Origin of the sequence: Caulobacter sp. (genome assembly GCF_049283275.1) — a bacterium.
Classification (GTDB): Bacteria; Pseudomonadota; Alphaproteobacteria; order Caulobacterales; family Caulobacteraceae; genus Caulobacter.
Window position 1 is genome coordinate 1 of sequence record NZ_JBAPVS010000014.1, and the last position, 22913, is coordinate 22913.

23 protein-coding genes are annotated in these 22913 nt (G+C 69.0%); 17 read left to right on the top strand and 6 right to left on the bottom strand.

Going from position 1 to position 22913, the window contains the following annotated elements; genetic code table 11:
* Positions 1-647: methyl-accepting chemotaxis protein (locus WAL33_RS00705; protein ID WP_422177509.1), on the top strand; the 647-nt coding region annotated here is incomplete at its 5' end.
* 16 nt (positions 648-663) lie between these two features.
* Here WAL33_RS00705 and WAL33_RS00710 read toward each other — a convergent pair.
* The gene (locus tag WAL33_RS00710) at positions 664-1479 is read right to left on the bottom strand and encodes an ABC transporter permease (RefSeq protein WP_422177511.1); all 816 of its coding nucleotides are present in this window, start codon (positions 1477-1479) and stop codon (positions 664-666) included.
* Positions 1469-2389, bottom strand: a complete 921-nt coding sequence (locus WAL33_RS00715; protein WP_422177513.1) for an ABC transporter ATP-binding protein — start codon at positions 2387-2389, stop codon at positions 1469-1471. Before WAL33_RS00715 ends, WAL33_RS00710 begins: the two co-directional genes overlap by 11 nt.
* A gap of 246 nt (positions 2390-2635) precedes the next feature.
* On the opposite strand from WAL33_RS00715, the gene WAL33_RS00720 reads away from it, so the two are divergent.
* From WAL33_RS00720 to WAL33_RS00765, 10 genes are all read left to right on the top strand, one after another.
* Positions 2636-3088 (top strand): VOC family protein, encoded by a 453-nt coding sequence (locus WAL33_RS00720; RefSeq protein WP_422177515.1) that lies wholly within the window; start codon positions 2636-2638, stop codon positions 3086-3088.
* Positions 3085-3459: an MmcQ/YjbR family DNA-binding protein gene (locus WAL33_RS00725; protein ID WP_422177517.1), complete on the top strand. Its 375-nt coding sequence runs from the start codon at positions 3085-3087 to the stop codon at positions 3457-3459. Before WAL33_RS00720 ends, WAL33_RS00725 begins: the two co-directional genes overlap by 4 nt.
* Positions 3456-3785, top strand: coding sequence for an ArsR/SmtB family transcription factor (locus tag WAL33_RS00730; RefSeq protein WP_422177519.1), 330 nt, complete (start codon positions 3456-3458; stop codon positions 3783-3785). Before WAL33_RS00725 ends, WAL33_RS00730 begins: the two co-directional genes overlap by 4 nt.
* A complete protein-coding gene (locus tag WAL33_RS00735; RefSeq protein WP_422177521.1) occupies positions 3782-4288 on the top strand; it encodes an SRPBCC domain-containing protein in 507 nt (168 codons plus the stop codon). The genes WAL33_RS00730 and WAL33_RS00735 overlap by 4 nt, the downstream gene beginning before the upstream one ends.
* Entirely contained in the window at positions 4285-5532 is a 1248-nt protein-coding gene (locus WAL33_RS00740; RefSeq protein ID WP_422177523.1) for a TCR/Tet family MFS transporter, read from the top strand. Before WAL33_RS00735 ends, WAL33_RS00740 begins: the two co-directional genes overlap by 4 nt.
* Positions 5533-5659: 127 nt before the next feature.
* Positions 5660-7081: a Do family serine endopeptidase gene (locus tag WAL33_RS00745; RefSeq protein WP_422177525.1), complete on the top strand. Its 1422-nt coding sequence runs from the start codon at positions 5660-5662 to the stop codon at positions 7079-7081.
* A gap of 97 nt (positions 7082-7178) precedes the next feature.
* Positions 7179-8480: a replication-associated recombination protein A gene (locus WAL33_RS00750; RefSeq protein ID WP_422177526.1), complete on the top strand. Its 1302-nt coding sequence runs from the start codon at positions 7179-7181 to the stop codon at positions 8478-8480.
* Positions 8477-9253 carry a hypothetical protein gene (locus WAL33_RS00755; RefSeq protein ID WP_422177528.1) on the top strand — a complete coding sequence of 259 codons (777 nt, stop codon included), beginning with the start codon at positions 8477-8479 and terminating at the stop codon, positions 9251-9253. The genes WAL33_RS00750 and WAL33_RS00755 overlap by 4 nt, the downstream gene beginning before the upstream one ends.
* Positions 9250-10080 (top strand): RluA family pseudouridine synthase, encoded by an 831-nt coding sequence (locus tag WAL33_RS00760; protein WP_422177530.1) that lies wholly within the window; start codon positions 9250-9252, stop codon positions 10078-10080. Before WAL33_RS00755 ends, WAL33_RS00760 begins: the two co-directional genes overlap by 4 nt.
* A 20-nt stretch (positions 10081-10100) precedes the next feature.
* Positions 10101-10610 (top strand): CC0125/CC1285 family lipoprotein, encoded by a 510-nt coding sequence (locus WAL33_RS00765; protein WP_422177532.1) that lies wholly within the window; start codon positions 10101-10103, stop codon positions 10608-10610.
* A 7-nt stretch (positions 10611-10617) separates the two neighbouring features.
* On the opposite strand, the gene WAL33_RS00770 is transcribed toward WAL33_RS00765, so the two are convergent.
* Positions 10618-11859 carry a hypothetical protein gene (locus tag WAL33_RS00770; RefSeq protein ID WP_422177534.1) on the bottom strand — a complete coding sequence of 414 codons (1242 nt, stop codon included), beginning with the start codon at positions 11857-11859 and terminating at the stop codon, positions 10618-10620.
* Positions 11860-12190: 331 nt separating this feature from the next.
* On the opposite strand from WAL33_RS00770, the gene crcB reads away from it, so the two are divergent.
* The 3 genes from crcB (at position 12191) to WAL33_RS00785 (ending at position 16301) form a co-directional block, all read left to right on the top strand.
* A complete protein-coding gene (gene crcB / locus WAL33_RS00775; RefSeq protein ID WP_422177536.1) occupies positions 12191-12577 on the top strand; it encodes a fluoride efflux transporter CrcB in 387 nt (128 codons plus the stop codon).
* The gene (locus WAL33_RS00780) at positions 12574-13563 is read left to right on the top strand and encodes an RluA family pseudouridine synthase (RefSeq protein ID WP_422177538.1); all 990 of its coding nucleotides are present in this window, start codon (positions 12574-12576) and stop codon (positions 13561-13563) included. The genes crcB and WAL33_RS00780 overlap by 4 nt, the downstream gene beginning before the upstream one ends.
* A gap of 137 nt (positions 13564-13700) precedes the next feature.
* Positions 13701-16301: a glycosyl hydrolase 115 family protein gene (locus WAL33_RS00785; RefSeq protein WP_422177540.1), complete on the top strand. Its 2601-nt coding sequence runs from the start codon at positions 13701-13703 to the stop codon at positions 16299-16301.
* A gap of 186 nt (positions 16302-16487) precedes the next feature.
* Here WAL33_RS00785 and WAL33_RS00790 read toward each other — a convergent pair whose 3' ends face one another.
* Both WAL33_RS00790 and WAL33_RS00795 read right to left on the bottom strand, forming a co-directional pair.
* Complete coding sequence (locus WAL33_RS00790) at positions 16488-17795, bottom strand: DUF1501 domain-containing protein (RefSeq protein WP_422177542.1); 1308 nt, start codon at positions 17793-17795, stop codon at positions 16488-16490.
* Positions 17792-19174 (bottom strand): DUF1800 domain-containing protein, encoded by a 1383-nt coding sequence (locus tag WAL33_RS00795; RefSeq protein WP_422177544.1) that lies wholly within the window; start codon positions 19172-19174, stop codon positions 17792-17794. Before WAL33_RS00795 ends, WAL33_RS00790 begins: the two co-directional genes overlap by 4 nt.
* Before the next feature lie 91 nt (positions 19175-19265).
* Between WAL33_RS00795 and WAL33_RS00800 the strand changes: the two genes are divergently transcribed.
* The 3 genes from WAL33_RS00800 (at position 19266) to WAL33_RS00810 (ending at position 22140) form a co-directional block, all read left to right on the top strand.
* On the top strand, positions 19266-19991 hold the full coding sequence (locus tag WAL33_RS00800) for an ATP12 family chaperone protein (RefSeq protein ID WP_422177546.1): 726 nt from the start codon (positions 19266-19268) through the stop codon (positions 19989-19991).
* A 146-nt stretch (positions 19992-20137) separates the two neighbouring features.
* Positions 20138-21670 (top strand): acyl-CoA carboxylase subunit beta, encoded by a 1533-nt coding sequence (locus WAL33_RS00805; protein WP_422177548.1) that lies wholly within the window; start codon positions 20138-20140, stop codon positions 21668-21670.
* A complete protein-coding gene (locus tag WAL33_RS00810) occupies positions 21667-22140 on the top strand; it encodes a hypothetical protein (protein WP_422177550.1) in 474 nt (157 codons plus the stop codon). The genes WAL33_RS00805 and WAL33_RS00810 overlap by 4 nt, the downstream gene beginning before the upstream one ends.
* A gap of 6 nt (positions 22141-22146) precedes the next feature.
* Here WAL33_RS00810 and WAL33_RS00815 read toward each other — a convergent pair.
* Positions 22147-22913 (bottom strand): RsiV family protein (locus WAL33_RS00815; RefSeq protein ID WP_422177552.1); only part of this gene is annotated, 767 nt, incomplete at its 5' end.

Sequence of the window (22913 nt, forward strand, 5' to 3'; positions counted from 1 at the left end):
GCGCCAGCGTCCGACGCACCGCCGAGGGCGCCAACGAGGCCAACGCCGCCGTGGTCGACAGCCGGGCGGTCGCCGACCGCTCCAGCCAGGTCGTGGATCGCGCGGCCGAGGCCATGAGCCAGATCGAGAGCTCCTCAACCAAGGTCTCGCAAATCCTGGGCGTGATCGACGAGATCGCCTTCCAGACCAACCTCCTGGCCCTGAACGCCGGCGTTGAAGCCGCGCGGGCCGGCGACGCCGGTCGCGGTTTCGCGGTCGTGGCCCAGGAAGTGCGGGCGCTCGCCCAGCGCTCGGCCGAGGCGGCCAAGGAGATCAAGGGGCTGATCTCGGAATCGTCCGACCATGTCCGCTCGGGCGTGACCCTGGTCGGCGAGGCCGGCGCGGCCTTGGGCGACATCGTCGAGCGGGTGGGGGTGATCGGCGGGCTGATGGAGCAGATCGCCCAGTCCAGCCGCGAGCAGGCCGCGGGCCTGGCCGAGGTCGACCTGGCGGTCGGCCAGATGGACCAGGTCATCCAGCAGAACGCCGCCATGGCCGAGCAAGCCACCGCCGCCAGCCGCGGCCTGGCCGACGACGCCGTGCGCCTGGAGGCCCAGGTCGAGCACTTCCAGGTCGGGGTCGACCAGAAGACCTGGGCGGCGGCCTAGAGGCGGCCCGCTCTTCCTATTCCTTCGTCAGGTCCTGACGTCGGAACAGCGCCACCGCGCCGCCGGCCAGAACGACGAGCCAAGCCAGCAGGAACACCAGCGCCAGGCCGGCGGGACCGCCCTCGGGCCGCGCCTCGGCGGGCGCGGCGAGGAACGTCTTCAGAATCCGCCCGGCATAGGCGGGAACCAGCAGGCTTTTCCAGGTGACGGCCTGCAGGGTGGCGGCCAGGGTCGACTGCACGAACACGATCACCAGCCCGGCGATCACCGCCCCCAGGGTCGAGCGCGTCAGAACGCCGATCAGGGCCGCCAGGCCGCCGACCAGCAGCACCTCAAGCCAGGTCACAAGCATGACCCCGGCATATTGGCCCACGAAGGCCGGCCCGGCCGACGGCCCGACCAGGGTCGAGTGGTTGGCCACGCTGCCGAACAGTCCGGCCAGCACGGCCGTGACGGCGGTCAGCAGCAGGCTCCAGGCCGCGACCTCGGCGAAAACGATCAGCTTGGCGGCCAGCAGGTTGACCCGGCTGTTGCGCGGCGTGACCAGCCGCCAAGTCTCCCAGCGATAGTCGCCCGCGAAGATCGCCGCCGCGCCGATCAGCAGAAACAGGGCGGTGATCGGACCCGAAGCGCCGGCCACCGCGCCCATGGCCCGGTTGGCCAGGTCCACGGTCCCGCCCGGCATGGGTCTGCGCAGCACGGCGCGGACGAACAGGTCGCCAGCCATGCTGAACAGCATCGCGACCAGCGGCATGAAGCCGAAGCCCCAGAACAGGGACACCCGGTCGCGGGACAGGCGGAAGCGCTCGGCGGCGATGGCGTCAGCGAGCATTGGCCGGCTCTCCACTTTTCTGATCGGCGGGCCCAAGGGCTCCCAGATAGGCGCTTTCCAGGTCGCCTTCGCGCCAGCGGGCCTCGGTGATCTCGACGCCGGCCTCGACCAGGGCGCGGATCAGGGTGGGGGTTTCGGCGCGCAGCACGTCGGCCAGCACGGCGGTCGCCCCATCGGGCTGCCCCTTGTCGCCTAACACCGCCAGGGCCTTGTCGACCGGCGAGACGGTCAGGCGCAGGCGCGGCTTGCCCCCGGTCAGGCTCTCGACGTCGCCCTCGGCGGCCAGCTTGCCCTTGGAGAAGATCGCCACCCGGTCGCAGACCCGGCGGACCTCGTCCAACTGGTGGCTGGCCAGGATGATGGTCACGCCCTCCTTGTCGGCCAGGTCGCGGATAAGCGCGCGGATCTCCTGGATGCCGGCCGGGTCCATGCCGCTGGTCGGCTCGTCCAGGATCACCAGTTCGGGACGGGTGAAGAAGGCCGCGGCCAAGCCCAGGCGCTGCTTCATGCCCACCGAGAAGGTCCCGGCCTTGCGGTCGGCCGCGCCGCCCAGACCCACGCGCTCGAGCCAGTATTCGACATCGGCCGAGCCGCTCACGCCGCTTTCCAGCGCCAGCATCCTCAGCACGTCGCGGGCGGTCAGATACGGCGGATAGCGCGGGGTCTCGATCATCGCCCCGACGCGACGCAGGGACGAGGCCTGACCGGCCGGCGCGCCGAACAGCCGCGCCGCGCCGCTGGTCGGCCGCACCAGGCCAAGCGCGATGCGGAACAAGGTGCTCTTGCCCGCGCCGTTGGGACCCAGCACGCCGAACACGCCGCCGGCCGGAATGCGCAGCGACAGCCCGTCCAGGGCCCGCACCCCGCCGTATGTCTTGACGAGGCCCTCGGCCTCCAGGGCCAGGTTCATGCGGAACGGGTTCCAACGACGATCATGCGGGGCGACTCCCAGAAAGATGCGGCGACTATGGTCGTGCGGCTGAGTCCCGCCAAGTTAAGTCGCGGTCATGCGTGGCGAGCCGTGCTTCCGGTGGTCCCGGATCTTTGCTTCGCGAGGTCTGGGATGACAGGCGTTTTGGGAGAGGAAGCGAACGCGCTTGCGCAGATAGTTTCGATATGCGTTAAATATTGCGAATATTCGAAACGGAGCTCGGCCATGATCCGCACCGCCCTGACCTCGGCCCTCTGCTACCGCGACCCCAAGGCCGCATTGAAATTCCTGGAGGCGGCGTTCGGCTTCGAGCTGGTCATGCTCATCGAGGATAATGACGGCAATCTGGCGCACTCGGAGATGAGCTTCGGCGACAGCCTGATCATGGTCGGCAACGAGTGGACCGCTCAGCACAAGAGCCCGGCCTCGATCGACGGGTTCAACACCCAGACCGTTCACATCCATCTGGAGGGCGATATCGACGCCCACTGCGAGCGGGCGCGGGCGGCCGGGGCCGAGATCCTGATGGAGCCGGCCGACCAGTTCTATGGCGACCGCACCTATCGTTGCCGCGATCCGGAAGGCCATTTCTGGACGGTGGGCGCGCCGATCCGCACCGTGAGCGCGGAGGAAGCCGAGGCTGAGTCCGGCCTGAAGGTGGTGAAAGGTTGGGCATGACCCCCGACGATTTTCGCCGCCTCGCCTTGGCTCTGCCCGATGCCGTCGAGAGCTCGCACATGGGCACGGTGGACTTTCGGGTCGGCCGGATCTTCGCCACCCTGGGCTATCCCAACGCCAGTTTCGGCATGGTCTCGCTGACCCGCGAGCATCAGGACGTCGTCGTCGGCGTCGAGCCGTCCGTGTTCCGGCCCGTGTCGGGCGCCTGGGGGCTGAAGGGCGCGACCCTGGTCGTGCTGGCGCAGGCCGACGAGCCGACCCTGCGCGGGGCGCTGGAAGCGGCCTGGCGGCTGAAGGCCAACAAGCGGCAGATCGCCTTGCTCGAAGCGAGCCGGACGTTGGCTCCTTCTTTGTCGAGCAAGGGGCCATGAGCGCCTCGCTCGACGCCACCTTGGCGGCCCTGGCCGATCCGCACCGGCGGGCGACCGTCGACCTGCTGCGCCTGGGACCGCGCCGGGCGGGCGAGCTGGCCCAGGCCGCCGGCCTGTCGCCCCCCGCCATGAGCCGTCACCTGCGCGCCCTGCGCCAGGCGGGCCTGGTGGAAGAGACCCACCCGCCGTTCGACGCCCGGGTGCGGGTCTACGCCCTATGCTCCGCGCCGATGGCCGAGCTCAAGGCCTGGGCCGAGGCGGCCGAGGGTCTGTGGAGCGACCAGCTTCTGGCCCTGAAAGCCCATATCGAGGAGGGGGAAGGGTGAGCTCCAAGGTTCTGGTCGCCTTGCGCATCAAGGCCTCGCCCCTGCGGGTGTTCGAGGTGTTCACCACCGACATCGCAGCCTGGTGGAAGCCCAACGCGCTGTTCTCCTTCACCCCGCGCTCGCCGGGCGCATTGGCCTTTGAAGGGGCGGGCGAGGGGATCCGCCTGGTCGAGCGCCTGCCGTCCGGCAAGGTGTTCGAGATCGGCCCCGTCCGCGTCTGGGATCCCGGCCAGCGGCTGGTGTTCGGCTGGCGCCAGGCCAGCTTCGCGCCGGACATGGACACCGAGGTCGAGGTCCGCTTCGAAGCCGTGGGGGAAGAGACCCGCGTCACCGTCGAGCACCGCGGCTGGGACACCGTGCCGATCGAGCACGTGGCGCGTCACCACTTCCCGGATGCGGTGTTCCTGCAGCGTCACGCCGAGTGGTGGCGCGCGTTGCTGACGGGTCTCGCCAGCCGGACGGCTATGGACGTAGAAGAATGCGCCAGGGAGGGCGACGCATGACCAGGACCATCGGCCGAACGCATCGACAGGCCGCGCTCGGCTTCATCTTCATCACCGCCTGCCTGGACGTGCTGTCGCTGGGGGTGATGATCCCCGTGCTGCCCGAGCTGATGAAGCGCTTCAACGGCGGCGACACCGCCTCGACCGCGCTGTGGGTGGTGCTTTTCGCCACGACCTGGGGTGTGATGCAGTTCTTCTGCGCGCCGATCCTGGGCCTGATGTCCGACCGTTGGGGCCGCCGGCCGGTGATCCTGACCTCGATCTTCGGCCTAGGGGTCGACTTCCTGTTCATGGCCTTCGCCCCGACCATCTGGTGGCTGTTCGTCGGCCGGGTGTTCAACGGCATGACGGCGGCCAGCTTCTCCACCGCCGGGGCCTATGTGGCCGACGTCACCAAGCCCGAGGATCGGGCCAAGGGCTTTGGCCTGATGGGCGCGGCGTTCGGCGTCGGCTTCACCTTCGGTCCGGCCCTGGGCGGCTGGCTATGGCAGTTCGACCACCGGCTGCCGTTCCTGGTCTGCGCGGGCCTGGCCCTGTGCAACTGGCTCTACGGCTTCTTCGTGCTGCCGGAATCGCTGCCGCCCGAAAAGCGCGTCCATCGCTTCGACTGGAGCAAGGCCAATCCGCTGGGCTCGCTGCACCTGCTCAGGAGCAAGCCCGATCTGCTGGGCCTGGCCGGTGTGGGCTTCCTGTTCCAGCTGGCGCACAACGTGCTGCCCAGCGTCTTCGTGCTGTACATGGGTTTCCGTTACCATTGGTCGACGGCGGTCATCGGCCTGACCCTGATGGGCAGCGGCGTGGCCGGCATCCTGCTGCAGAGCTTCGTGGTCGGACCGGTGGTCAAGCGGGTGGGCGAGCGCGGGGCGCTGCTGATCGGCCTGTTCTCGGGCTGCGTCGGCTTCATGATCTACGGCCTGGCCCCGACGGGCGCGCTCTATCTGTGCGGCCTGCCGATCTTCGCCTTCTCCGGCCTGATCCAGCCGGGCCTGCAGGGACTGATGACCCGTCGGGTCGAGGCGTGGGAGCAGGGCCAGCTGCAGGGCGCCAATTCGGCGATGATGGGGATCACCGCCATCGTCGGTCCGTCGCTGTACCTGCTGCCGTTCTCCTGGGCGGTTCGCCACGACGCGACCCTGCACATGCCCGGCCTGCCGGTGCTGATCGCCGCGACCCTGCTGCTGGGGGCCACCGCCTTGGCGATCCGCGTGGCGCGGCCCGCGGCGGTGGAACCGAGCGTCGCCTGATCCTATTTTGACTAGCGGCGAAGCGGACTTGAGCCAAAGGACGAAATCCGGAACCTTGGCCGCCATCAATGCGCCTGAAAGCTCGGCTGATCTCCCGGGCTGAAATTCACGGAGTCGCCTAATCCCCATGCGATCCTATCGCGTCGTGCTTCCCGCCCTGGCCCTGTTGGCCGCCTGCTCGCCGCAGGGGCCGTCAAAGGCCCAGACGATCCCTGACCTGGCCCAACCGACCCGCCGCGCGCCCACCGACCCACTGTCGATGAAGGCCTCGTTCGCGCCGGTGGTGAAGAAGACCGCCCCGGCCATCGTCAACGTGGCCAGCAAGCGCGTGGTGCGCCAGCGCGTCGATCCGTTCTGGGACTTCTTCATGGGCGGCGGCGGCGGGGCCACCCGCGACCAGGTGCAGGGCTCGCTCGGGTCAGGCGCGATCGTGCGCGCCGACGGAGTGATCATCACCAACCACCACAACATCGAGGGCATGAGCGACGTCACCGTCCAGCTGGCCGACCGCCGGGAGTTCCCGGCCACGGTGCTGTTGGACGATCCGCGGTCGGACCTGGCGGTGCTGAAGATCGACACCAAGGGCGAGCGCCTGCCGGTGATCGCCATCGACGACCAGGAGCAACTGGAGGTCGGCGACCTGGTCCTGGCTCTGGGCAATCCGTTCGGGGTCGGTCAGACCGTGACCAACGGCATCGTCTCGGCCCTGGCCCGCACCGATGTCGGGGCCGCCCAGTTCGGCAGCTACATCCAGACCGACGCGGCGATCAATCCGGGCAATTCCGGCGGTCCGCTGGTCGACATGGACGGCGACCTGATCGGGGTGAACACCTTCATCATCTCGCGCTCAGGCTCGTCCAGCGGCGTCGGCTTCGCGATCCCGGCCTCGGTCGTGCGCCAGGTGGTCAACACCGCGCTCGGCGGCGGCCATAGCGTGGTCCGCCCCTGGCTGGGCGTGAAGGGCCAGCCCGTCACCGGCGACATCGCCAAGAGCCTGGGCCTGGCGGCGCCGCGCGGCGTGGTCATCTCCGACGTTTATCCAGGCGGCTCGGCCGAGCGGGCCGGCATCCGCGAGGGCGACGTGATCCTGACCATCGACGGCCAGGCGGTGAACGACGAAGGCGGCGGCGCCTTCGCCATCGGCACCCACAAGATCGGCGACCGGGTCTCGGTGGTGATCCACCGCGGCGATCGCGAGCAGACCCTGACCTTGCGCGCCGAGGCCGCGCCGGAAAGCCCGGCCAAGGACGAGCGGGTGCTGAAGGGCCGCAGCCCGTTCGACGGCGCAACGGTCGTCAACCTGTCGCCCGCCGTGGCCCAGGACCTGGGCGTGGATCCGTTCGCCGGACGCGGCGTGCTGGTCACCAAGATCGGCCAGGGTTTCGCCCTCAACGCCGGCCTGCGTCCGGGCGACTTCGTCCGCGAGGTCAACGGCCGGGCGATCAACACCACCGCCGACCTGGCGGCCGCCACCAGCACCCCGGCCTCGGTTTGGACAGTGACCATCGAGCGCAACGGCCAGCGGATCACGGCTCGGCTGAGAGCCTAGGCGCTCGGGGGACACACATGCGCGGCCAAGCCTGGCCAGGATCGCAAAAGCGGTCGAGCGAGTGTGTGTCCCCGTTCCGTTCTGCTAGAAGGACGACATGTCCGATCTTTTCCAAGCCGCCGGCCTGACGCCCCATGCGCCGTCGCCCCTGGCCGACCGCCTGCGGCCCCAGACCCTCGACGAGGTGGTGGGCCAGGAACATCTGCTCGGCCCCGACGGTCCCATCGGCCGGATGGCCGCGGCCAAGCGCCTGGCCTCGATGATCCTGTGGGGCCCGCCCGGCACCGGCAAGACCACCATCGCGCGTCTGTTGGCCAAGGCCGGCGGCTATGAGTTCATGCAGATCTCGGCGGTGTTCTCGGGGGTCGCCGACCTGAAGAAGGCCTTCGAGCAGGCCCGCATGCGCCGCCAGGCCGGCCAGAGCACCCTGTTGTTCGTCGACGAGATCCACCGCTTCAACCGCGCCCAGCAGGACGGCTTCCTGCCGTTCGTGGAGGAGGGGATCGTCACCCTGGTGGGCGCGACCACCGAGAACCCGTCGTTCGAGCTGAACGGCGCCTTGCTTTCACGCTGCCAGGTCTTCGTGCTCAAGCGGCTGGACGAGGAGGCGCTGGAGGCGCTGCTGGTCAAGGCCGAGGCGGCCGAGAACCGCAAGCTGCCGCTGGACCCCGACGCCCGCTCGACCCTGGTCGCCATGGCCGACGGCGACGGCCGCTACCTGCTGACCCTGACCGAGACCCTGCTGGCCATCGGCACGGACACGCCGCTGAACCCCACCCAGCTGGGCCAGTTCCTGCAGAAGCGCCGGCCGGCCTACGACAAGAACCGCGAGGAGCACTACAACCTGGTCTCCGCGCTGCATAAGTCGGTGCGCGGCAGCGATCCGGACGCGGCGCTCTACTGGCTGGCGCGGATGCTGGAGGGCGGCGAGGACCCGCTGTTCATCGCCCGCCGCCTGGTGCGCATGGCGTCCGAGGACATCGGCGCGGCCGATCCGCTGAGCCTGCTGCTGACCACGGCGGCCAAGGACGCCTACGACTTCCTGGGCAGTCCCGAGGGCGAACTGGCCCTGGCCCAGGCGGTGGTCCACATGGCCAGCGCGCCCAAGTCCAACGCCGTCTACAACGCCTACAAGGCCGCCCGGCGCCTGGCCAAGGAGACCGGCAGCCTGACGCCGCCGGCCCACATCCTCAACGCTCCGACCAAGCTGATGAAATCGCTGGGCTATGGCGACGGCTATGCCTACGACCACGACGTCGAGGGCGGGGTCTCCGGCCAGAACTACTTCCCGGACGGCATCGAACGGCCGACCCTGTACGAGCCCAAGCCGGTCGGGGCGGAGGCCAAGGTCAAGGAGCGGCTGGACGCCTGGAACCGCCTGCGGAGAGACGGCAAGTGAAGCTTACCCCCGCGGTCCGCGCGACCGCCGCGATCGCCCTGATCCTGTTGTTGGCGGGCGCGGTGCTGCTCTGGCTGGCCGCCGTCACGCCCTGGCATACCGACTCCAACGCCTATTTCGCCGACCTGCGGCAGCTGCGCGCCGTGCTCTATTTCGGCGATCCCGACGCCGAGACCCTCAGGCAGGCCACCGTGCGCTTCGCCGCCTTGCAGACCCAGTACGCCACCCACAAGTGGCTGTACGCCGACCTCGCCTATGCCTGCCTGAGTCTTGGCGCCTGCGCGGCGATCCTCGCGGCCTTGGCCACCCGGTTCGGGGCGCGGCTGCTGCGGACCCAGAAGAGCGCGCTGGTCGTGCTGGGTGTGACCGTTCTGGCGTTGGTCGCGACCCTGGCGGGGCTGGCGGCCGATCCGCTGCATCGGTTCTACCGCGAGCAACTGCCCGAATGGTCCGATGCGTTGGAGATCCCGCTGGCCGGCGCGCTGGTGGCGATGATCCCGATCGCGACGATCACCCTGCTGCTGGTCGTTCCGCCGCTGATCTTCCGCCGTCGGGCCAGTGGACCGCTGCTGGTGTTCACCCGGCCGCCGCACTGGCCGTCGATCGTGGCCAATGTGGTCTACGCCTTGCCGCTGGCCTTCGCGGTGTTCCTGATCACCAGCCTCGCCTCGCGCGGCGGCTGGGCCTTGGCCCCGGCCGGGTTGATGCTGCTGTGGCTGTTCCTGAACGGCCGGGCGCTGTGGATCGCGCCGAAGGTCGAGGCCGCCCCATGAGCCGTCCCGTCTCCAAGGCGCCCCGCCGGCCGCCCGGCGTCGCCAAGCCCAAGGCGTCCGATATGCCGGTCGCGCTGACCCCGGACGAGATCGAGTTCACCAAGTCGCTGGTGATCCATGAGGACGACAGCGTCTTCGTGCTGAACAAGCCGGCGGGTCTGTCCAGCCAGGGCGGGCGCATCCGGGCCCATACGCTGGACGACCTGCTGTGGGCCCTGGCGCGGCGCGACCGGCCACGGCCCCGCCTGATCCATCGCCTGGACCGCGACACCTCGGGCGTGATCCTGACCGCTCGCACCAAGCCGGCGGCCACGTTCCTGGGCAAGGCCCTGATGGGCAAGCGCTTCCGCAAGACCTATCTGGCCATCGTCACCCCGGGCGCGCCCGAGCCGCGCGGTGGCCAGATCGACAGCCCGTTGCGCCGCGAGTCGATCGGGCGCGAGGCCTATATGCGGATCTGCGCGGCCGACCACCCCGACGCCGAGACCGCCCGCAGCCGCTATCGCACCCTGGCCTCGACCGAGGGCGCGGCCCTGGTCGAGCTGAGCCCCGACACCGGCCGCATGCACCAGCTGCGGGTCCACATGGCCTCGATCGGACGACCGATCGCCGGCGACAGCCGCTATGGCGGGGCGCTGATGCTGGGCGGGGCGCCCGTGCCGCGCCTGATGCTGCATGCCGCCAGTCTGGTCTTCCCGCATCCTGACGGCGGCGAGCGGCGGATCAGCGCGCCGATTCCCGAGGACATGCGCGCGGTCCTGGCCCAGCTTGGGCTGAAGGCGCCCGAAAACACCGTAGCGGAACAGGGACGGGCTGAAATTCGTTAAGCCTGGCAGGAGATTTCCCCATGAAACGCCTGATCATACTCGCCTTTTCCGCCGCCTTGCTGACCGCCTGCACGACCGCGCCGACGCTCTATGCGCCGCAAACCGTGGCGCGCGGGGCCGGCTATTCGGAATATCGGCTGGAGGACGGCCGATACCGCGTCACCTTCCGGGGCAATCCCGGCGCATCGGCCAACCAGGTCTCGGACTATGTCCTGCTGCGTTCGGCCGAACTGGCCCTGCGCGACGGCTACGACTGGTTCCGGGTCGCCGACCGGGTGACCCAGCAGGCCGGTTCGGGCGGCGGTTCGACCCTGTCGGTCGGCGGCGGCGGCAGCAACTATAATTACGGCCGTCGCGGCGGCAGCTCGGTCGGCCTCGGCCTTGGGACCAGCTTCAATATCGGCCCCAAGCCGGCGGTGAGCAGTTCCATGGAGGTGGTGTTCGGCAAGGGCAAGCCGCCTCGCGACGCCGACGTCTACGATGCTCGCGCCATTGTCCGCACGGTGGGGGACGGCCGCGCGGCGGTCTAGCTGATCCTTAGCCGGCCGCTTGTCTGGTCGCGGCGACGACGGGATGGGCCGCGCGGAGCGCGGCGTGGGTCACGCCCGCGGTCTCGGCGGCGGCGAAATAGCCCTCGGCCGGCAGACCTTGCAGCGCGACCATCGGGGCCAGACCCTTGGCGTCGCGGCCGAAGGCCATGATGTCGGCGGCGATCTTCTCGGCCGGACCGGACAGGTCGCTGGCGTCGAGGGTCAAGCCCTGCAGACGCGCATCACGCAGCACGCGCAGCGCTTCCTTTTCGGGCGGCACGCGGGCGATGACGCCACGCGTCAGGGCCTTGAGCAGACCGACCACTTCCAGCAGTCGACCGGCGGGGGTGCCGCGGGTGATGTCGACCAGCTCCATCATCACCCCGCCGCGCAGCAGCGCCAGGGACAGGCCGCTGGTGCCGGTCAGCATGTCGCGGCCGCGCTGAGTGCCCAGGGTGCGGAACGAGGCCGGCACGATCAGATCGGGCCGGTCGTGACCCTGCGAGGAGCGGGCGAAGACGGCGGCGTACTTCAGGGCCGCCTCGTCGATGAAGGCGGCGTCGCGATCGGGCAGGCGCGAGACGGCGCGGGCGCTGATCTGCTTGCCCGAGCCGAGATGGGTGACCATCGGTTCGATGCGAACCGCCGTGGCGACGTTGCGCCTGAGATTGACCACATGCTCGAGCGCGAAATCGACACGCAAGGCCGCGCCGCCGGCGGTGGTGAAGGCCACCGGCGTGCGCCGGGTCTCTTCCAGCGGATCGATGTCGAAGCGGATGGGCGAGCGGACCGAGTCGCGGCGGGCGCGGGCGGCCAGGACCACGGTCGGGTCGATCGGACGGCAGACGACGCCGCCGGCCTCGACGCCGATCACCGCGCGCACCCCAAGGTCGCCCGGTTCGGCCGCGCCCAGCAGATGGGTCAGAACGTCTTCCAGGATGCGCACGCTGGTGGCCTGGGCGGCGAGGCCATGGTCGGTGTTCATGGCGATCAGGAAGTCTTCCTCGCCGATCCGGGCGCGCAGATCGCTGCGGTCCAGGTGCTCGGCCAGCTTGCGCTCGACATAGGTCCAGACATCGACGCGCTTCTTGTCCCACCAGTCGCCGGCCCAGCGGCGGATGGCCTTGACGCTGATGATGTTGACCGAGCCGCGCGCGATCAGTTCGGACCCCGCCAGCCTTTGGAGCACGGGTCCGCTGAGCGCCAGGTGCTCGTTCCGGTCGTCGCTGTGGCTCGAATCGAAGGGCATGGTGTCCTTGGCGCGGGAGGAGCCCATAGGATGCCTTTTACAGCCTTAACGGTCGGTGCAGGAACACGGTTTGCAAACGAGGTTACCGCAAGCCGTCAGACGTTGAACTGCACATTTTTACGGGCCTGATCTTCCGTGGAATATCGGTTCGTGCTCCGGGATGGCGTAGGCGGAACCGATCAGAAAGCTCAGGGCGATCAAGCGTGACGGCGGCATGGCGGTTTCCAGACGGGCTTAGATTATACTACCTAAGGTTACACTGGGTGGCAATCATCGGACGTGGTTTCAGGCGCGGCTTGGCGTTCGCGGCCGCCCGGCGCATAAGGGCGCGATGACCAAACTCCTCCTCGTAGCCATCGGGGGCGCCCTGGGCTCCGTCGCTCGCTACCAGGTGGGCGTCCAGGCCTTGCGCCTGTTCGGACCGAACTGGCCCTACGGCACCTTCATCGTCAATCTGGCGGGCGGGCTGCTGATGGGGCTGCTGGCCGCCTGGCTGGCCCTGCGGGGCGGCGCGCAACAAGAACACTGGCGGGTCCTGCTCGGTGTCGGCGTGATGGGCGGCTTCACCACCTTTTCGGCCTTTTCGCTGGAGACCGCGCTGATGATCGAGAAGCGCGCCTACGCCCAGGCCTTTACCTATACGTCCGCCAGCGTGATCCTGTCCGTGGCGGCCATTTTCGCGGGCCTCTTGATCGCCCGCAGGATTTTCGCGGCATGAAAGAAGTTCGTACGCTCTATGTGGACAACGGCGAGGACGGCGTCCGGGTGGACCGCTGGTTCAAGCGCCGCTGGCCGCATCTGAACCACATCCAGCTCAACAAGCTGTTCCGCTCGGGCCAGGTCCGGGTCGACGGCTCGCGGGTCAAGGCCGACACCAAGCTGGCGGCCGGCTCGCAGGTGCGGGTGCCGCCGCTGCCGGACGCGCCCGATCCGGACGCCAAGCAGGAACTGTCCAAGCGCGACATCGCCTTCGCCAAGTCGCTGGTGCTGTACGAGGACGAAGAGGTCCTGGCCCTGAATAAGCCCGCCGGCCTGGCCGTGCAGGGCGGCACAAAGACCACCCACCACATCGACAAGCTGCTCAGCGCCTGGGGCGAGGGCGTCAACCGGCCCAAGCTGGTTCACCGCCTGGACCGCGACACCTCCGGCGTGCTGTTGCTGGGCAAGACCCCGGCCGCCGCAGCGCGCCTGTCGGGCTCGTTCGCCAAGCGCAAGGCGCAAAAGACCTACTGGGCGATCGTGCAGGGCAATCCGCACCCGACCGAGGGCGTCATCGAGCTGCACCTGGCCAAGCGCGGCGTGGGCGATCGCGAGCTGGTCGTGCCGGCCGAGCCCAAGGACCAGGACGCCCAGCCGGCCGAGACCGAGTTCGTCTCGATCAGCCGCGCCGGCCCGCGCGTCACCTTCATGGCGCTTCGTCCGCACACGGGCCGCACGCACCAGCTGCGCGCCCACATGAAGGCCATCGGCCACCCGATCCTGGGCGACCCCAAGTACAGCGACGAGAAATCGACCCAGCTGTCGGAAGGCCTGAAACTGCAGCTGCACGCCCGCTCGGTGATGCTGCCCCACCCGTCGGTCGGCATGCTGTTCATCGAGGCGCCGATCAGTCCCGAGCTGAAGGCCGGCTTCGCCAAGTTCGGCTTCTCGGAGGACGAGGCCGACCAGGACCCGTTCGCGCGTCGGCAGATCAAGCGCCGCTAACAGCTGGAAAGCGCCTGGCTGCGCCGGCCAAGCTTGTGCGATCCGTGCGCGCTGATATGGTCTGACCTATCGACTTTATTGGTCGGACCATAGCTACAGCCGACATGCCCCAGGGCTGATCGGGCCTGGGAGGACGCGTGCGGACCAACCTAATCCTGTGCCGAGGGGCGTGGAGCCTCGTCTTCGCGCTGCTGGCCGCTCCGGCGGCCTATGCGTGCGACACGCCGGTCAGCGTCTGCGCGACGGGCAAACCCACGAGCTTGGCTCTGATCCAGGGCGGGCGGCCGGCGTCGGTCTATGTCGATCCGACAGCCGATCCGGCGGTGCGTCATGCCGCCGAAGGTCTGCGCACCGACCTCGGTCACGTCAGCGGCGGTGAGGCGACCAAGCTTTCCGATCTTTCCAAGGCCGACGGCCCGACCGTGATCATCGGCGTGCTCGGCGCCAGCCCGGCCATCGACGCCCTGGTCAAGAGCGGCCAGCTGAACGTCGAGGATCTGGCGGGCCAGTGGGAAGGCTTCCGGCAGGTGGTGGTTGAGCATCCTGCTCCTGGCGTTCCGCGCGCCCTGGTCATCGTCGGCGCCGACCGGCGCGGCGCGGTCTTCGGCGCCTATGATCTGTCCGAACGGATCGGCGTCTCGCCCTGGTCGTGGTGGGCCGACGTGCCGGTCGCCCGGAAGAAAGACCTGTTCCTGACCGCCGGCGCGCGGGCCGATCATCCCCGGGTGAAGTACCGCGGGTTCTTCATCAATGACGAGGACCCGGCGTTCAGCGGCTGGGCCAAGGCCAAGTTCGGCGGCATCAACGCCGATCTCTACGCCCACGTCTTCGAGCTGACCCTGCGCCTGAAGGGCAACTATCTGTGGCCGGCCATGTGGGCGCCCAAGGCCTTCAACGACGATGATCCGCGCAACAAGGTCCTTGCCGACGAGATGGGCGTGGTCATGGGCAGCTCGCACCACGAGCCGATGACCCGGGCCCAGGCCGAGTGGCATCGCAACCATGAGAAGGGCGTCACCGGCGGCAAGTGGGACTACACGACCAACGGCGAAAACCTGCGGACCTTCTGGCGCGGCGGCATCGAGCGGATGATGTCGAAGGGCGACGGCACGCCCTATGAGAGCTTGGTGACGGTGGGCATGCGTGGCGACGGCGACGAGCCGATGGCCGAGGGCGCGGCCACCCAGCTGCTGGAGAAGGTCGTGGCCGACCAGCGCAAGATCATCGCCGAGGTGACCGGCAAACCGCCCGAGAAGACGCCCCAGGTCTGGGCGCTCTACAAAGAGGTGCAGGACTATTACGACCACGGCATGCGGGTCCCGGACGACGTGACCCTGCTGTTCGCCGATGACAATTGGGGCCAGGTCCGGCGACTGCCGGTGGCGGGCTCATTGGGGGGCAAGGACCCGCTCGATCGGGCCGGCGGCTACGGCGTCTACTACCACTTCGACTATGTGGGCGGGCCGCGGAACTACAAGTGGATCAACACCAACCAGGTGGCCAAGACCTGGCAGCAGATGGACCTGGCCTACGAACGCGGGGCGCGGACCCTGTGGATCGTCAATGTCGGCGACATCAAGCCGCTGGAATATCCGCTCGACTTCTTCATGCGCATGGCCTGGAACCCCGAGGCGATGACGCCGAAGGCTCTGGAGGCCTATCCGCGGCAGTGGGCCGGCGAAACGTTCGGCGCCGAGCTGGGTCCCGAGATCGGCGAGGTCATGGCCACCTACGGGACCTACGCCTCGCGGCGCAAACCCGAGCTGATCGACCAGGACACCTTCCCTCTGGGCGAGGGCATGGGTCCGGTGCTGGATGGCGGTGCGTTCGGCGTGATGGTCGAGGACTGGCGGGCGTTGGTGGGCAAGGTCGAGGCGATCAAGGCTCGTCTGCGTCCCGACCAGCAGGAGGCCTATTTCCAGCTGGTCGAATATCCGGTTCTGGCGTTCTCCAACCTCTACGAGATGTACTACGCCACCGCCTGGAACCGGCGCCTGGCGTCGAAGAACGACGCGCGCGCCAACTTCTTCGCGGCCCGGGTCGAGGCGACTTTCCAGCGCGACGCCGACCTGACGGCGCAATACCACGCCCGCAACGGCGGCAAGTGGGCGGGGATGATGAACCAGGTCCACATGAGCTACGTGATCTGGAACGATCCCAGCCAGCAGACCATGCCCAGCGTCATGCGGGTGTCGGCCGACACCCCGCCCGAACGCCTGAAGGCCGAGATCAAGTTCGCGCCGCCCGGCCGAGGCGACCCCAAGGTCGTCGAGTTGGACGCCGCCAAGTTCGACCGCGCGGTCGGCGGCAAGGGCCTGAGCTGGACGGTGCTGTCCGATCTGGGCCAAGGCGACGCGGTGGTGGCCCTGCCGCAAGGCCGCCCCTCGACCGCGACCGGCGACGGCGTGCGGCTGGAATACGGCGTCTCGGTTCCTCGTTCCGGCTCTGTGAAGATCGGGCTACGTGTGGCGCCCACCGTGGACACGACCGGCGGCAAGGGGATGCGGATCGGCGTCTCCATCGACGACGGTCCCGTCCAGATCGTGACGGTCAATCTGGTCCCGACACCCGGGGCGGCCTTGAGCCCGGCTCAGGTCGCCTGGGTGGCCGCGGTCACAAACAACGCCCATACGGTCGAGGCGCGCTTCGAGAACGTCGCCGCCGGCCGGCGTTCGGTGAAGGTCTGGCGCCTCGACGACAACGTGGTGCTGGAGAAGGTGATCGTCGATATGCGCTGACTGACCGGGGCTATCGCCCTGGTTCACTGCAAAAAATGTTGTCATCCCGGACAAGCTCGGCGAAGCCGGGCGCCGATCCGGGACCGCCGGAAGCGTCTGCGTTCACGCGTCGGTCCCGGATCTTCGCGCTGCGCGCTCGTCCGGGATGACAGCCGCTCTTGGGAAGAAAGCCAAGCCCCAGCCGCCTCAGACCAGCCCTGTCACGGCCTTGGCGTCCGCGCTGTCGGGGAAGATCTTGGTCTCCAAGGCCGCGCGGTCGACGCCCATGTGGTCGGCCAGCACGCCCTTGAACAAGCCGCGCATGTCGAGGGTGGGGCGCAGGTCGCGGTTCTCGAACAGGGCGTCCTGCCTCAGGGTGGGCCAGTCGCCGATGATGCCGCCCTTCTTGAGGCCGCCGCCCAGCACCAGGGCGGTCGAGCCCGTGCCGTGGTCCGTGCCGCCGGTGCCGTTGACCCGGGCCGTGCGGCCGAACTCGGTGGCGACCACCACTACCGTGTCGCGCCATGCCTCTCCCAAGCCGGTGTTCAGCCCATCGAGCACGGCGTCCAGATAGGACAGGCGGGTGTTCAGCTGACCGACCTGGCCGGCATGGGTGTCCCAGCCGTCCAGCGAGATAGCGGCGATGCGGGGACCGCCTTCCTGGACCATGAAGCCGGCCAGGGTCGAGCCCAGCTTGCGGGCGGCCTCGCGGCCTTGGCGTTGACCAGCGACGGCCTGAGCTTTGGGGGCCACGGCCGACGGGGTCATGCCCTGGGCGTTCACCGCGTTTTGCCACATGGGCTTGGCGGCCATCATCGTCGTGTCGGTAGACACAGGCGTCGGCGCGGGGTTGAGCCCGGTCATCGCCTGCTGGGCCATGGCCTCGGTCTCCAGGCCGCGCGCGAAGGCTCGGCCCATCATCGGGTCGGCCTTGTAGAGGTCCTGCAGCAGGGTGGGCAGGCGGGCGGTCTCGTCCACGCCCTTGCCCGGCGACCAACTGGCGGCCTGGACCTTGCCGCGCAGGATCAGGGGCGCGGTGGCGCCGACCGACAGGGCCTCGACGTTGGACGGCCCCATGGCCTCCAGCGTGCGGTTCAGCCAGCCGGTCGTGACGCCGTAGACCTCGGCCGCGCCGGTCTCCAGCACGTCCTGGGCCTCGAAGTGCGAGCGGGCGCGGTCGGGGCTGGCGATGGCCGGCGCGATCCTGGCCTGGCCCTTCAGCGCCAGCCTGTGCACCGACTCCAGGGCCGGGTGCAGACCGAACGTTCCGTCCAGCTTCAGCGCCTGGTCGGGCGTCACCGCCACCGCGCCGCGCAGGGCCGCGTAGTCGGGATCGCCGACCGGTGGGCTGACGGACAAACCGTCCATGCCGCCCCGGCAGATGACCACGACCATCTTGCGCCGGGCCATCGCCCCATCGGCGGCGGCGAAGGCCGAGCCGCCCAGGAAGCTGACCGAAACGCCCAGGCCGGCGGCCTGTTGAAGCAAGGAACGACGTGAGAGGGGGGCGTTCATCGGCGTTGGAACTCCGGGCTCATCAACAACAGGGCCATGGCCTCGCGGCGGGTCTCGGCCCTGGCCACCGCCTTGGCGACCGGCGGCGTCAGGCGCGCCCCGAGGGCGGACTGGGCGAAGACGTTAGGGTCGAGGCGGTCGGCGGCCCCCGCGGCGAAGCTCTCGCTGAACCGCAGACGCTTGATCAGGGCGTCGGGCGCGCACCAGGTCTGGGCCTCATCGGCCCAACCCTTGGGGGAGGGCGGGGAGAACGGCTTTTGACCCAGGCCGGTCAGCACCGGCGCCAGCTTGCCGATCGCCTGCGGCTGGGCGCCGACGGCTCGCCAGGTCGAGATCGCGAACTCGTAGGGGGTCTTGAACTTGGCGGGGGCGGGGTCCCAGGCTTCCGGCGCGTTCACCAGGGTGAGGGCCATCTCGTCCAGGCGCCCGCCGCTGTCGAGATAGGTCTTCTCCAGCCTGGCGACGAGGGCGGGCGGCGGCGTGTCGCTGACGAAGTGGGCGGCCAGCTTGGTGGAGACGTGGCGGGCTGTGCGCGGGCTGCCCGCCAGGTCGCGCATCACCGCCAGGGCCTGGGCTTGGCCGGTTTGCGGATAGTGTTTGCCCATCACCGTCCGCGCGCCGGGCTCGTGAGCGTTGTCGCGGAAGAGGAACTGATGCGGGCTGGAGTCCCGGGGGCGGCCGACGCTGAAGCCGGTCATGGCCCGGGCGAACTCGGTGACGTCGGCCTGGGCGTAGCCGGCGTCGACCCCGACCGTGTGCAACTCCATGATCTCGCGGGCCAGGTTCTCGTTCAGCCCGCCGGCCTTCTTGGCGTTCTTGCGCTGATACTGCGACGCCCGGCTGTTGGGGCCGGTCGACTGGGCCTGGTCCAGATAGAGCAGCATCGCCGGATGGGTGGAGGCGGCGACCAGCAGGTCCTCGAACCGGCCAAAGACGTGCGGGCGGACGGCCTCCTGCTCGTAGGACCCGGCTATCGAGGTGACGGCCAGGCTGGTGGACGAGACCGTGAAATGGTTGGCCCAGAACAGAGCCCAGCGCTCGCGGAACGCTGCATCGGTGTTGGCACCCAGCCGGGCTCGCGCCAGGAAGTCGTCGCCGGCCTGCTTGCGCAGTTCCTTCTGAAGGTCGCGAACCGGCGGGCCTTTCGGGTCGCCCATCGCCTTGGCGTCGCGCTTCTCCATCTGGTAGGCGCTGACCTCGGCCAGGCGCTGGGCCGAGCCTTCGCCGCCTTGCGGCTGGTCCGCGCCATCGGAGCGGATCTGGGCGGTCAGGAAGCCGCGGGGGTCGCTGCGCGCCGCGTCGATCTCGCCGGGACGCGCCCCGAGACCGAAACGGGTTGCGGCGATGGCCGCCATCATGTCGTTGGAAGGCAGGCTCACGCCGCGTCTCTCCTTGCATCGACCCCGCTGATTGATCATTCAACGGCCTGAAACCGATGTTTTGATGTCTGACTTGAAAAGAAGTTCCGCCTTGGCCGACAAGCCCGATCTGCTGCAACGTCCCCGCCGCTTCTACAAGGCCGCCACGGCGGGTCCGGTGGACGGCGGTTTCGCCGTGCTGCTGGACGGCCGCACGCCCAAGTCGCCGGCCAAGTCGCCGCTGGTGCTGCCGAGCCTGGTCCTGGCTCAACTGGTCGCCGCCGAGTGGGAAGCCCAGGTCGAGGTCATCGACAGCACGGCCATGCCCGCCACCCGTCTGGCCTTCACCGCCATCGACCGCATTCGCGAGACCCGGGCGGAGGTGGCGGCCGAGGTCGCGGCCTACGCCGGCTCGGACCTCTTGTGTTATTGGGCCGACCACCCCACGCCGCTGGTCGAGCGCCAGCAGCGGGACTGGGGCGCGATGCTGGATTGGGCCAAGGCCGAGCTGGACCTGCATCTGAAGCCCGCCACCGGCGTGATCCATACGCCGCAGTCGCCCGCCGCCCTGGCTTCGGTCGAGGCCCTGGCCCTGACGATGGACGACTTCACCCTGGCCGGCGTGGCCTATGGCGCGGGCCTGCTCGGCTCGACCGTCCTGGCCCTGGCGTTGCGAGCCGGCAAGGTCACCGGCCGCAAGGCCCTGGACCTGTCGCGGCTGGAGGAGATCTTCCAAGCCGAGACCTGGGGTCAGGACGCCGAGGCGACCGCCCGCGCCGAGGCCCTGGCGGTCGAGGCCCAGGTGCTGGAGCGCTGGTTTGCCGCTTTGCGGCGCTAGGCCCCTTCAGAACGGTCAGGGCTCGGTGATCAACAAGCGTTGCTGCGGCGCCGCAACGGATATCTTGCCACGGAAAGCTCGCGCCATTACGGCTCGGCTCATAAGGTGGCCGTGAAGGTCCAGTGAGAGAGCAGGGGAACGTTCGCGTGCAGCACATTCTCGAGGAACTCGATCGTCGTCGTGAGCAGGCCCGGGCCGGCGGCGGCGAGACGCGGGTGGCCGCCCAGCACGCCAAGGGCAAGCTGACCGCGCGCGAGCGGATCGACCTGCTGTTGGACGAGGACTCGTTCGAAGAGTTCGACATGTTTGTCGAGCACCGCGGCGTCGAGTTCGGCATGGCCGAGCAGAAGATTTCCGGCGACGGCGTCGTCACCGGCTGGGGCACGATCAACGGCAAGGTCGTCTACGTCTTCTCCAAGGATTTCACGGTGTTCGGCGGCAGCCTGTCGGGCGCTCACGCCGCCAAGATCGTCAAGGTCCAGCGCCAGGCCATGAAGGTCGGCGCGCCGATCATCGGCCTGTTCGACGCGGGCGGGGCGCGCATCCAGGAGGGCGTCGACAGCCTGGCCGGATACGCCGACATCTTCCTCGAGAACGTGATGGCCTCGGGCGTGGTGCCGCAGATCAGCGTGATCATGGGTCCCTGCGCCGGCGGCGATGTCTATTCGCCGGCCATGACCGACTTCATCTTCATGGTGAAGGACACGAGCTACATGTTCGTGACTGGTCCCGACGTCGTGAAAACGGTCACCAACGAAGTGGTGACGGCCGAGGAACTGGGCGGGGCCCGGGTGCACGCCAGCAAGTCCGGCGTCGCCGAGGGGGCGTTCGAGAACGACCTGGAAGCCCTGACCCAGGTGCGCCGCCTGATCGACTTCCTGCCCTCGTCCAATCGCGAAACCGCGCCGGAGCGGGAGAGCTTCGACGAGGCCTACCGCGCCGAGCCCAGCCTCGACAGCCTGATCCCCAGCGATCCCGGCAAGCCCTACGACATGAAGGAATTGATCCTGAAGATCGTCGACGAGGCGGATTTCTTCGAGATCTCAAGCGAATGGGCCAAGAACATCGTCTGCGGCTTCGCCCGCATGGACGGCGAGAGCGTCGGCATCGTCGCCAACCAGCCCCAGGTGCTGGCGGGCGTTCTGGACATCGACAGCTCGCGCAAGGCCGCCCGCTTCGTGCGGTTCTGCGACGCCTTCAACATCCCGATCATCACCCTGGTCGACGTGCCGGGCTTCATGCCGGGCACCAAGCAGGAGTACGGCGGCCTGATCAAGCACGGCGCCAAGCTGCTGTTCGCCTATGCCGAGGCCACCGTGCCGAAGATCACCCTGATCACCCGCAAGGCCTATGGCGGGGCCTATGACGTGATGAGCTCCAAGCACCTGCGCGGCGACTTCAACTACGCCTGGCCCACCGCCGAGATCGCGGTGATGGGCGCCAAGGGCGCGGTCGAGATCATCTTCCGCCAGGAGGCCAAGGATCCGCAGGCCCTGGCCGCCCGCGAGGCCGAGTACAAGGACCGCTTCGCCAACCCGTTCGTCGCCGCCAGCCGCGGCTATATCGACGACGTGATCATGCCCCACGGCACTCGCAAGCGCATCGTCCGCGCGCTGAAGAGCCTGAAGGGCAAGGAGTTGTCGAACCCCTGGAAGAAGCACGACAACATCCCGCTATGAGCCTGAAGCGCGTCGCTCCAGCCCTAGCGGTCGTCGCCCTGCTGAGTGCGTGCGCGAGCATGCCCGAAAGCGATCACATGACCTGGGGCTACGCTCAGCCTTCAAGTCAGGAAGGCCCGAAGCTAGCCTTCGGCGTCGACGGGACGGACTATCTGGCGGTGTTGTTTCTCTGTGAACCCGCGTCAGGCTCCATCACGTTCAATGTTCCCGTCGGCGAAGGGCAGGATGTCGCCGAGGTGAAGCTGCGCAGCGGCGGCGTCGTGCGCGGTTATGATACGCTTCCGTCCGAGCCCGATGGCTATGAACTTGCCTATTTCAGGACTGATCGCGCCGACCCGGTCGTGAAGGCGTTCGCAAGATCAGGCCGACTTGCGATCAACGTCTATGGGGCCTTTATATCGCACAATGTGAAGACGGCTCCTGAACGAGTCGCCGTGGCGAATTTCGCCAAGGCCTGCGGACTGGGCTGATCCGGCTTACTTCACCACCTCCATCGTCACGCTGAGCGTCCCGTCCGGGTTGCCCATCGACTTGGGCGCGCCGCCGAAGACGCCGGCATAGGTCGGAGCCAGCAGGCTCTGGAAGGCCGAGACCGGCACGGTGACCTCGTAGTCGCCCTCGGAATAGGGACCGACCACATAGGGGTCGATCAGGGCCGTCAGTCCGCCGATCTTGCCCGGGATCGCCGAGGGGGCCAGGGTCAGGACCGTCTGATTCCACCTGGGGCAGGAGAACATGTCGTTGAGGGGCACGGCGCCTTGGCGGCGGGTCTTGGCCTGGACCACCGCGTCGCAGATCGCCTTGTCCAGTACGGTCATGTCGGCGCCCTCCCGGAACAACGCCTGGGGCTGGATCTCGCGATTGGCCGCGGTGTCCCACAGCAGGGACGCGCCGCCGTGGTTGGGGTGGGCGCCGCCGGTGTCTTCGAACCACAGGGCGCGCAGGCCCACCAGCGGCGCGGCCTCGGCGGCCAGGAACCACTGGCCCTGGCGATTATAGGGGCGCCAGGGGAACCGGCCGGTCGAGGTCTTGCGGTCCGTCTCGGCCTTGGCGGCGAAGGTCCGCAGACCCGCCACCTCGCGATCGTAGAGCATCGTGTGCAGAGCGGGGTAGCTGGCGATCTCGGCCGGCAGGCGCAGGGCGACCTTGGCCGCCGGATCGGTCTGGTCGAAGGCCAGGGGACGGGCCATCGGGGCCGGGACCGCGGCGGCCGGCGCGGGGGCCTCCGCCGACGGGGCGGGCT

Excerpts from the sequence above, each read along its gene's own strand:
- WAL33_RS00770 (WP_422177534.1), bottom strand. The coding sequence starts at position 11,859 with ATGCCCTTCGATTCGAGCCACAGCGACGACCGGAACGAGCACCTGGCG.
- WAL33_RS00765 (WP_422177532.1), top strand. The coding sequence starts at position 10,101 with ATGAAACGCCTGATCATACTCGCCTTTTCCGCCGCCTTGCTGACCGCC.
- WAL33_RS00740 (WP_422177523.1), top strand. The coding sequence starts at position 4,285 with ATGACCAGGACCATCGGCCGAACGCATCGACAGGCCGCGCTCGGCTTC.
- WAL33_RS00780 (WP_422177538.1), top strand. The coding sequence starts at position 12,574 with ATGAAAGAAGTTCGTACGCTCTATGTGGACAACGGCGAGGACGGCGTC.
- crcB (WP_422177536.1), top strand. The coding sequence starts at position 12,191 with ATGACCAAACTCCTCCTCGTAGCCATCGGGGGCGCCCTGGGCTCCGTC.
- WAL33_RS00730 (WP_422177519.1), top strand. The coding sequence starts at position 3,456 with ATGAGCGCCTCGCTCGACGCCACCTTGGCGGCCCTGGCCGATCCGCAC.
- WAL33_RS00810 (WP_422177550.1), top strand. The coding sequence starts at position 21,667 with ATGAGCCTGAAGCGCGTCGCTCCAGCCCTAGCGGTCGTCGCCCTGCTG.
- WAL33_RS00745 (WP_422177525.1), top strand. The coding sequence starts at position 5,660 with ATGCGATCCTATCGCGTCGTGCTTCCCGCCCTGGCCCTGTTGGCCGCC.
- WAL33_RS00715 (WP_422177513.1), bottom strand. The coding sequence starts at position 2,389 with ATGAACCTGGCCCTGGAGGCCGAGGGCCTCGTCAAGACATACGGCGGG.
- WAL33_RS00725 (WP_422177517.1), top strand. The coding sequence starts at position 3,085 with ATGACCCCCGACGATTTTCGCCGCCTCGCCTTGGCTCTGCCCGATGCC.
- WAL33_RS00750 (WP_422177526.1), top strand. The coding sequence starts at position 7,179 with ATGTCCGATCTTTTCCAAGCCGCCGGCCTGACGCCCCATGCGCCGTCG.
- WAL33_RS00710 (WP_422177511.1), bottom strand. The coding sequence starts at position 1,479 with ATGCTCGCTGACGCCATCGCCGCCGAGCGCTTCCGCCTGTCCCGCGAC.
- WAL33_RS00790 (WP_422177542.1), bottom strand. The coding sequence starts at position 17,795 with ATGAACGCCCCCCTCTCACGTCGTTCCTTGCTTCAACAGGCCGCCGGC.
- WAL33_RS00760 (WP_422177530.1), top strand. The coding sequence starts at position 9,250 with ATGAGCCGTCCCGTCTCCAAGGCGCCCCGCCGGCCGCCCGGCGTCGCC.
- WAL33_RS00720 (WP_422177515.1), top strand. The coding sequence starts at position 2,636 with ATGATCCGCACCGCCCTGACCTCGGCCCTCTGCTACCGCGACCCCAAG.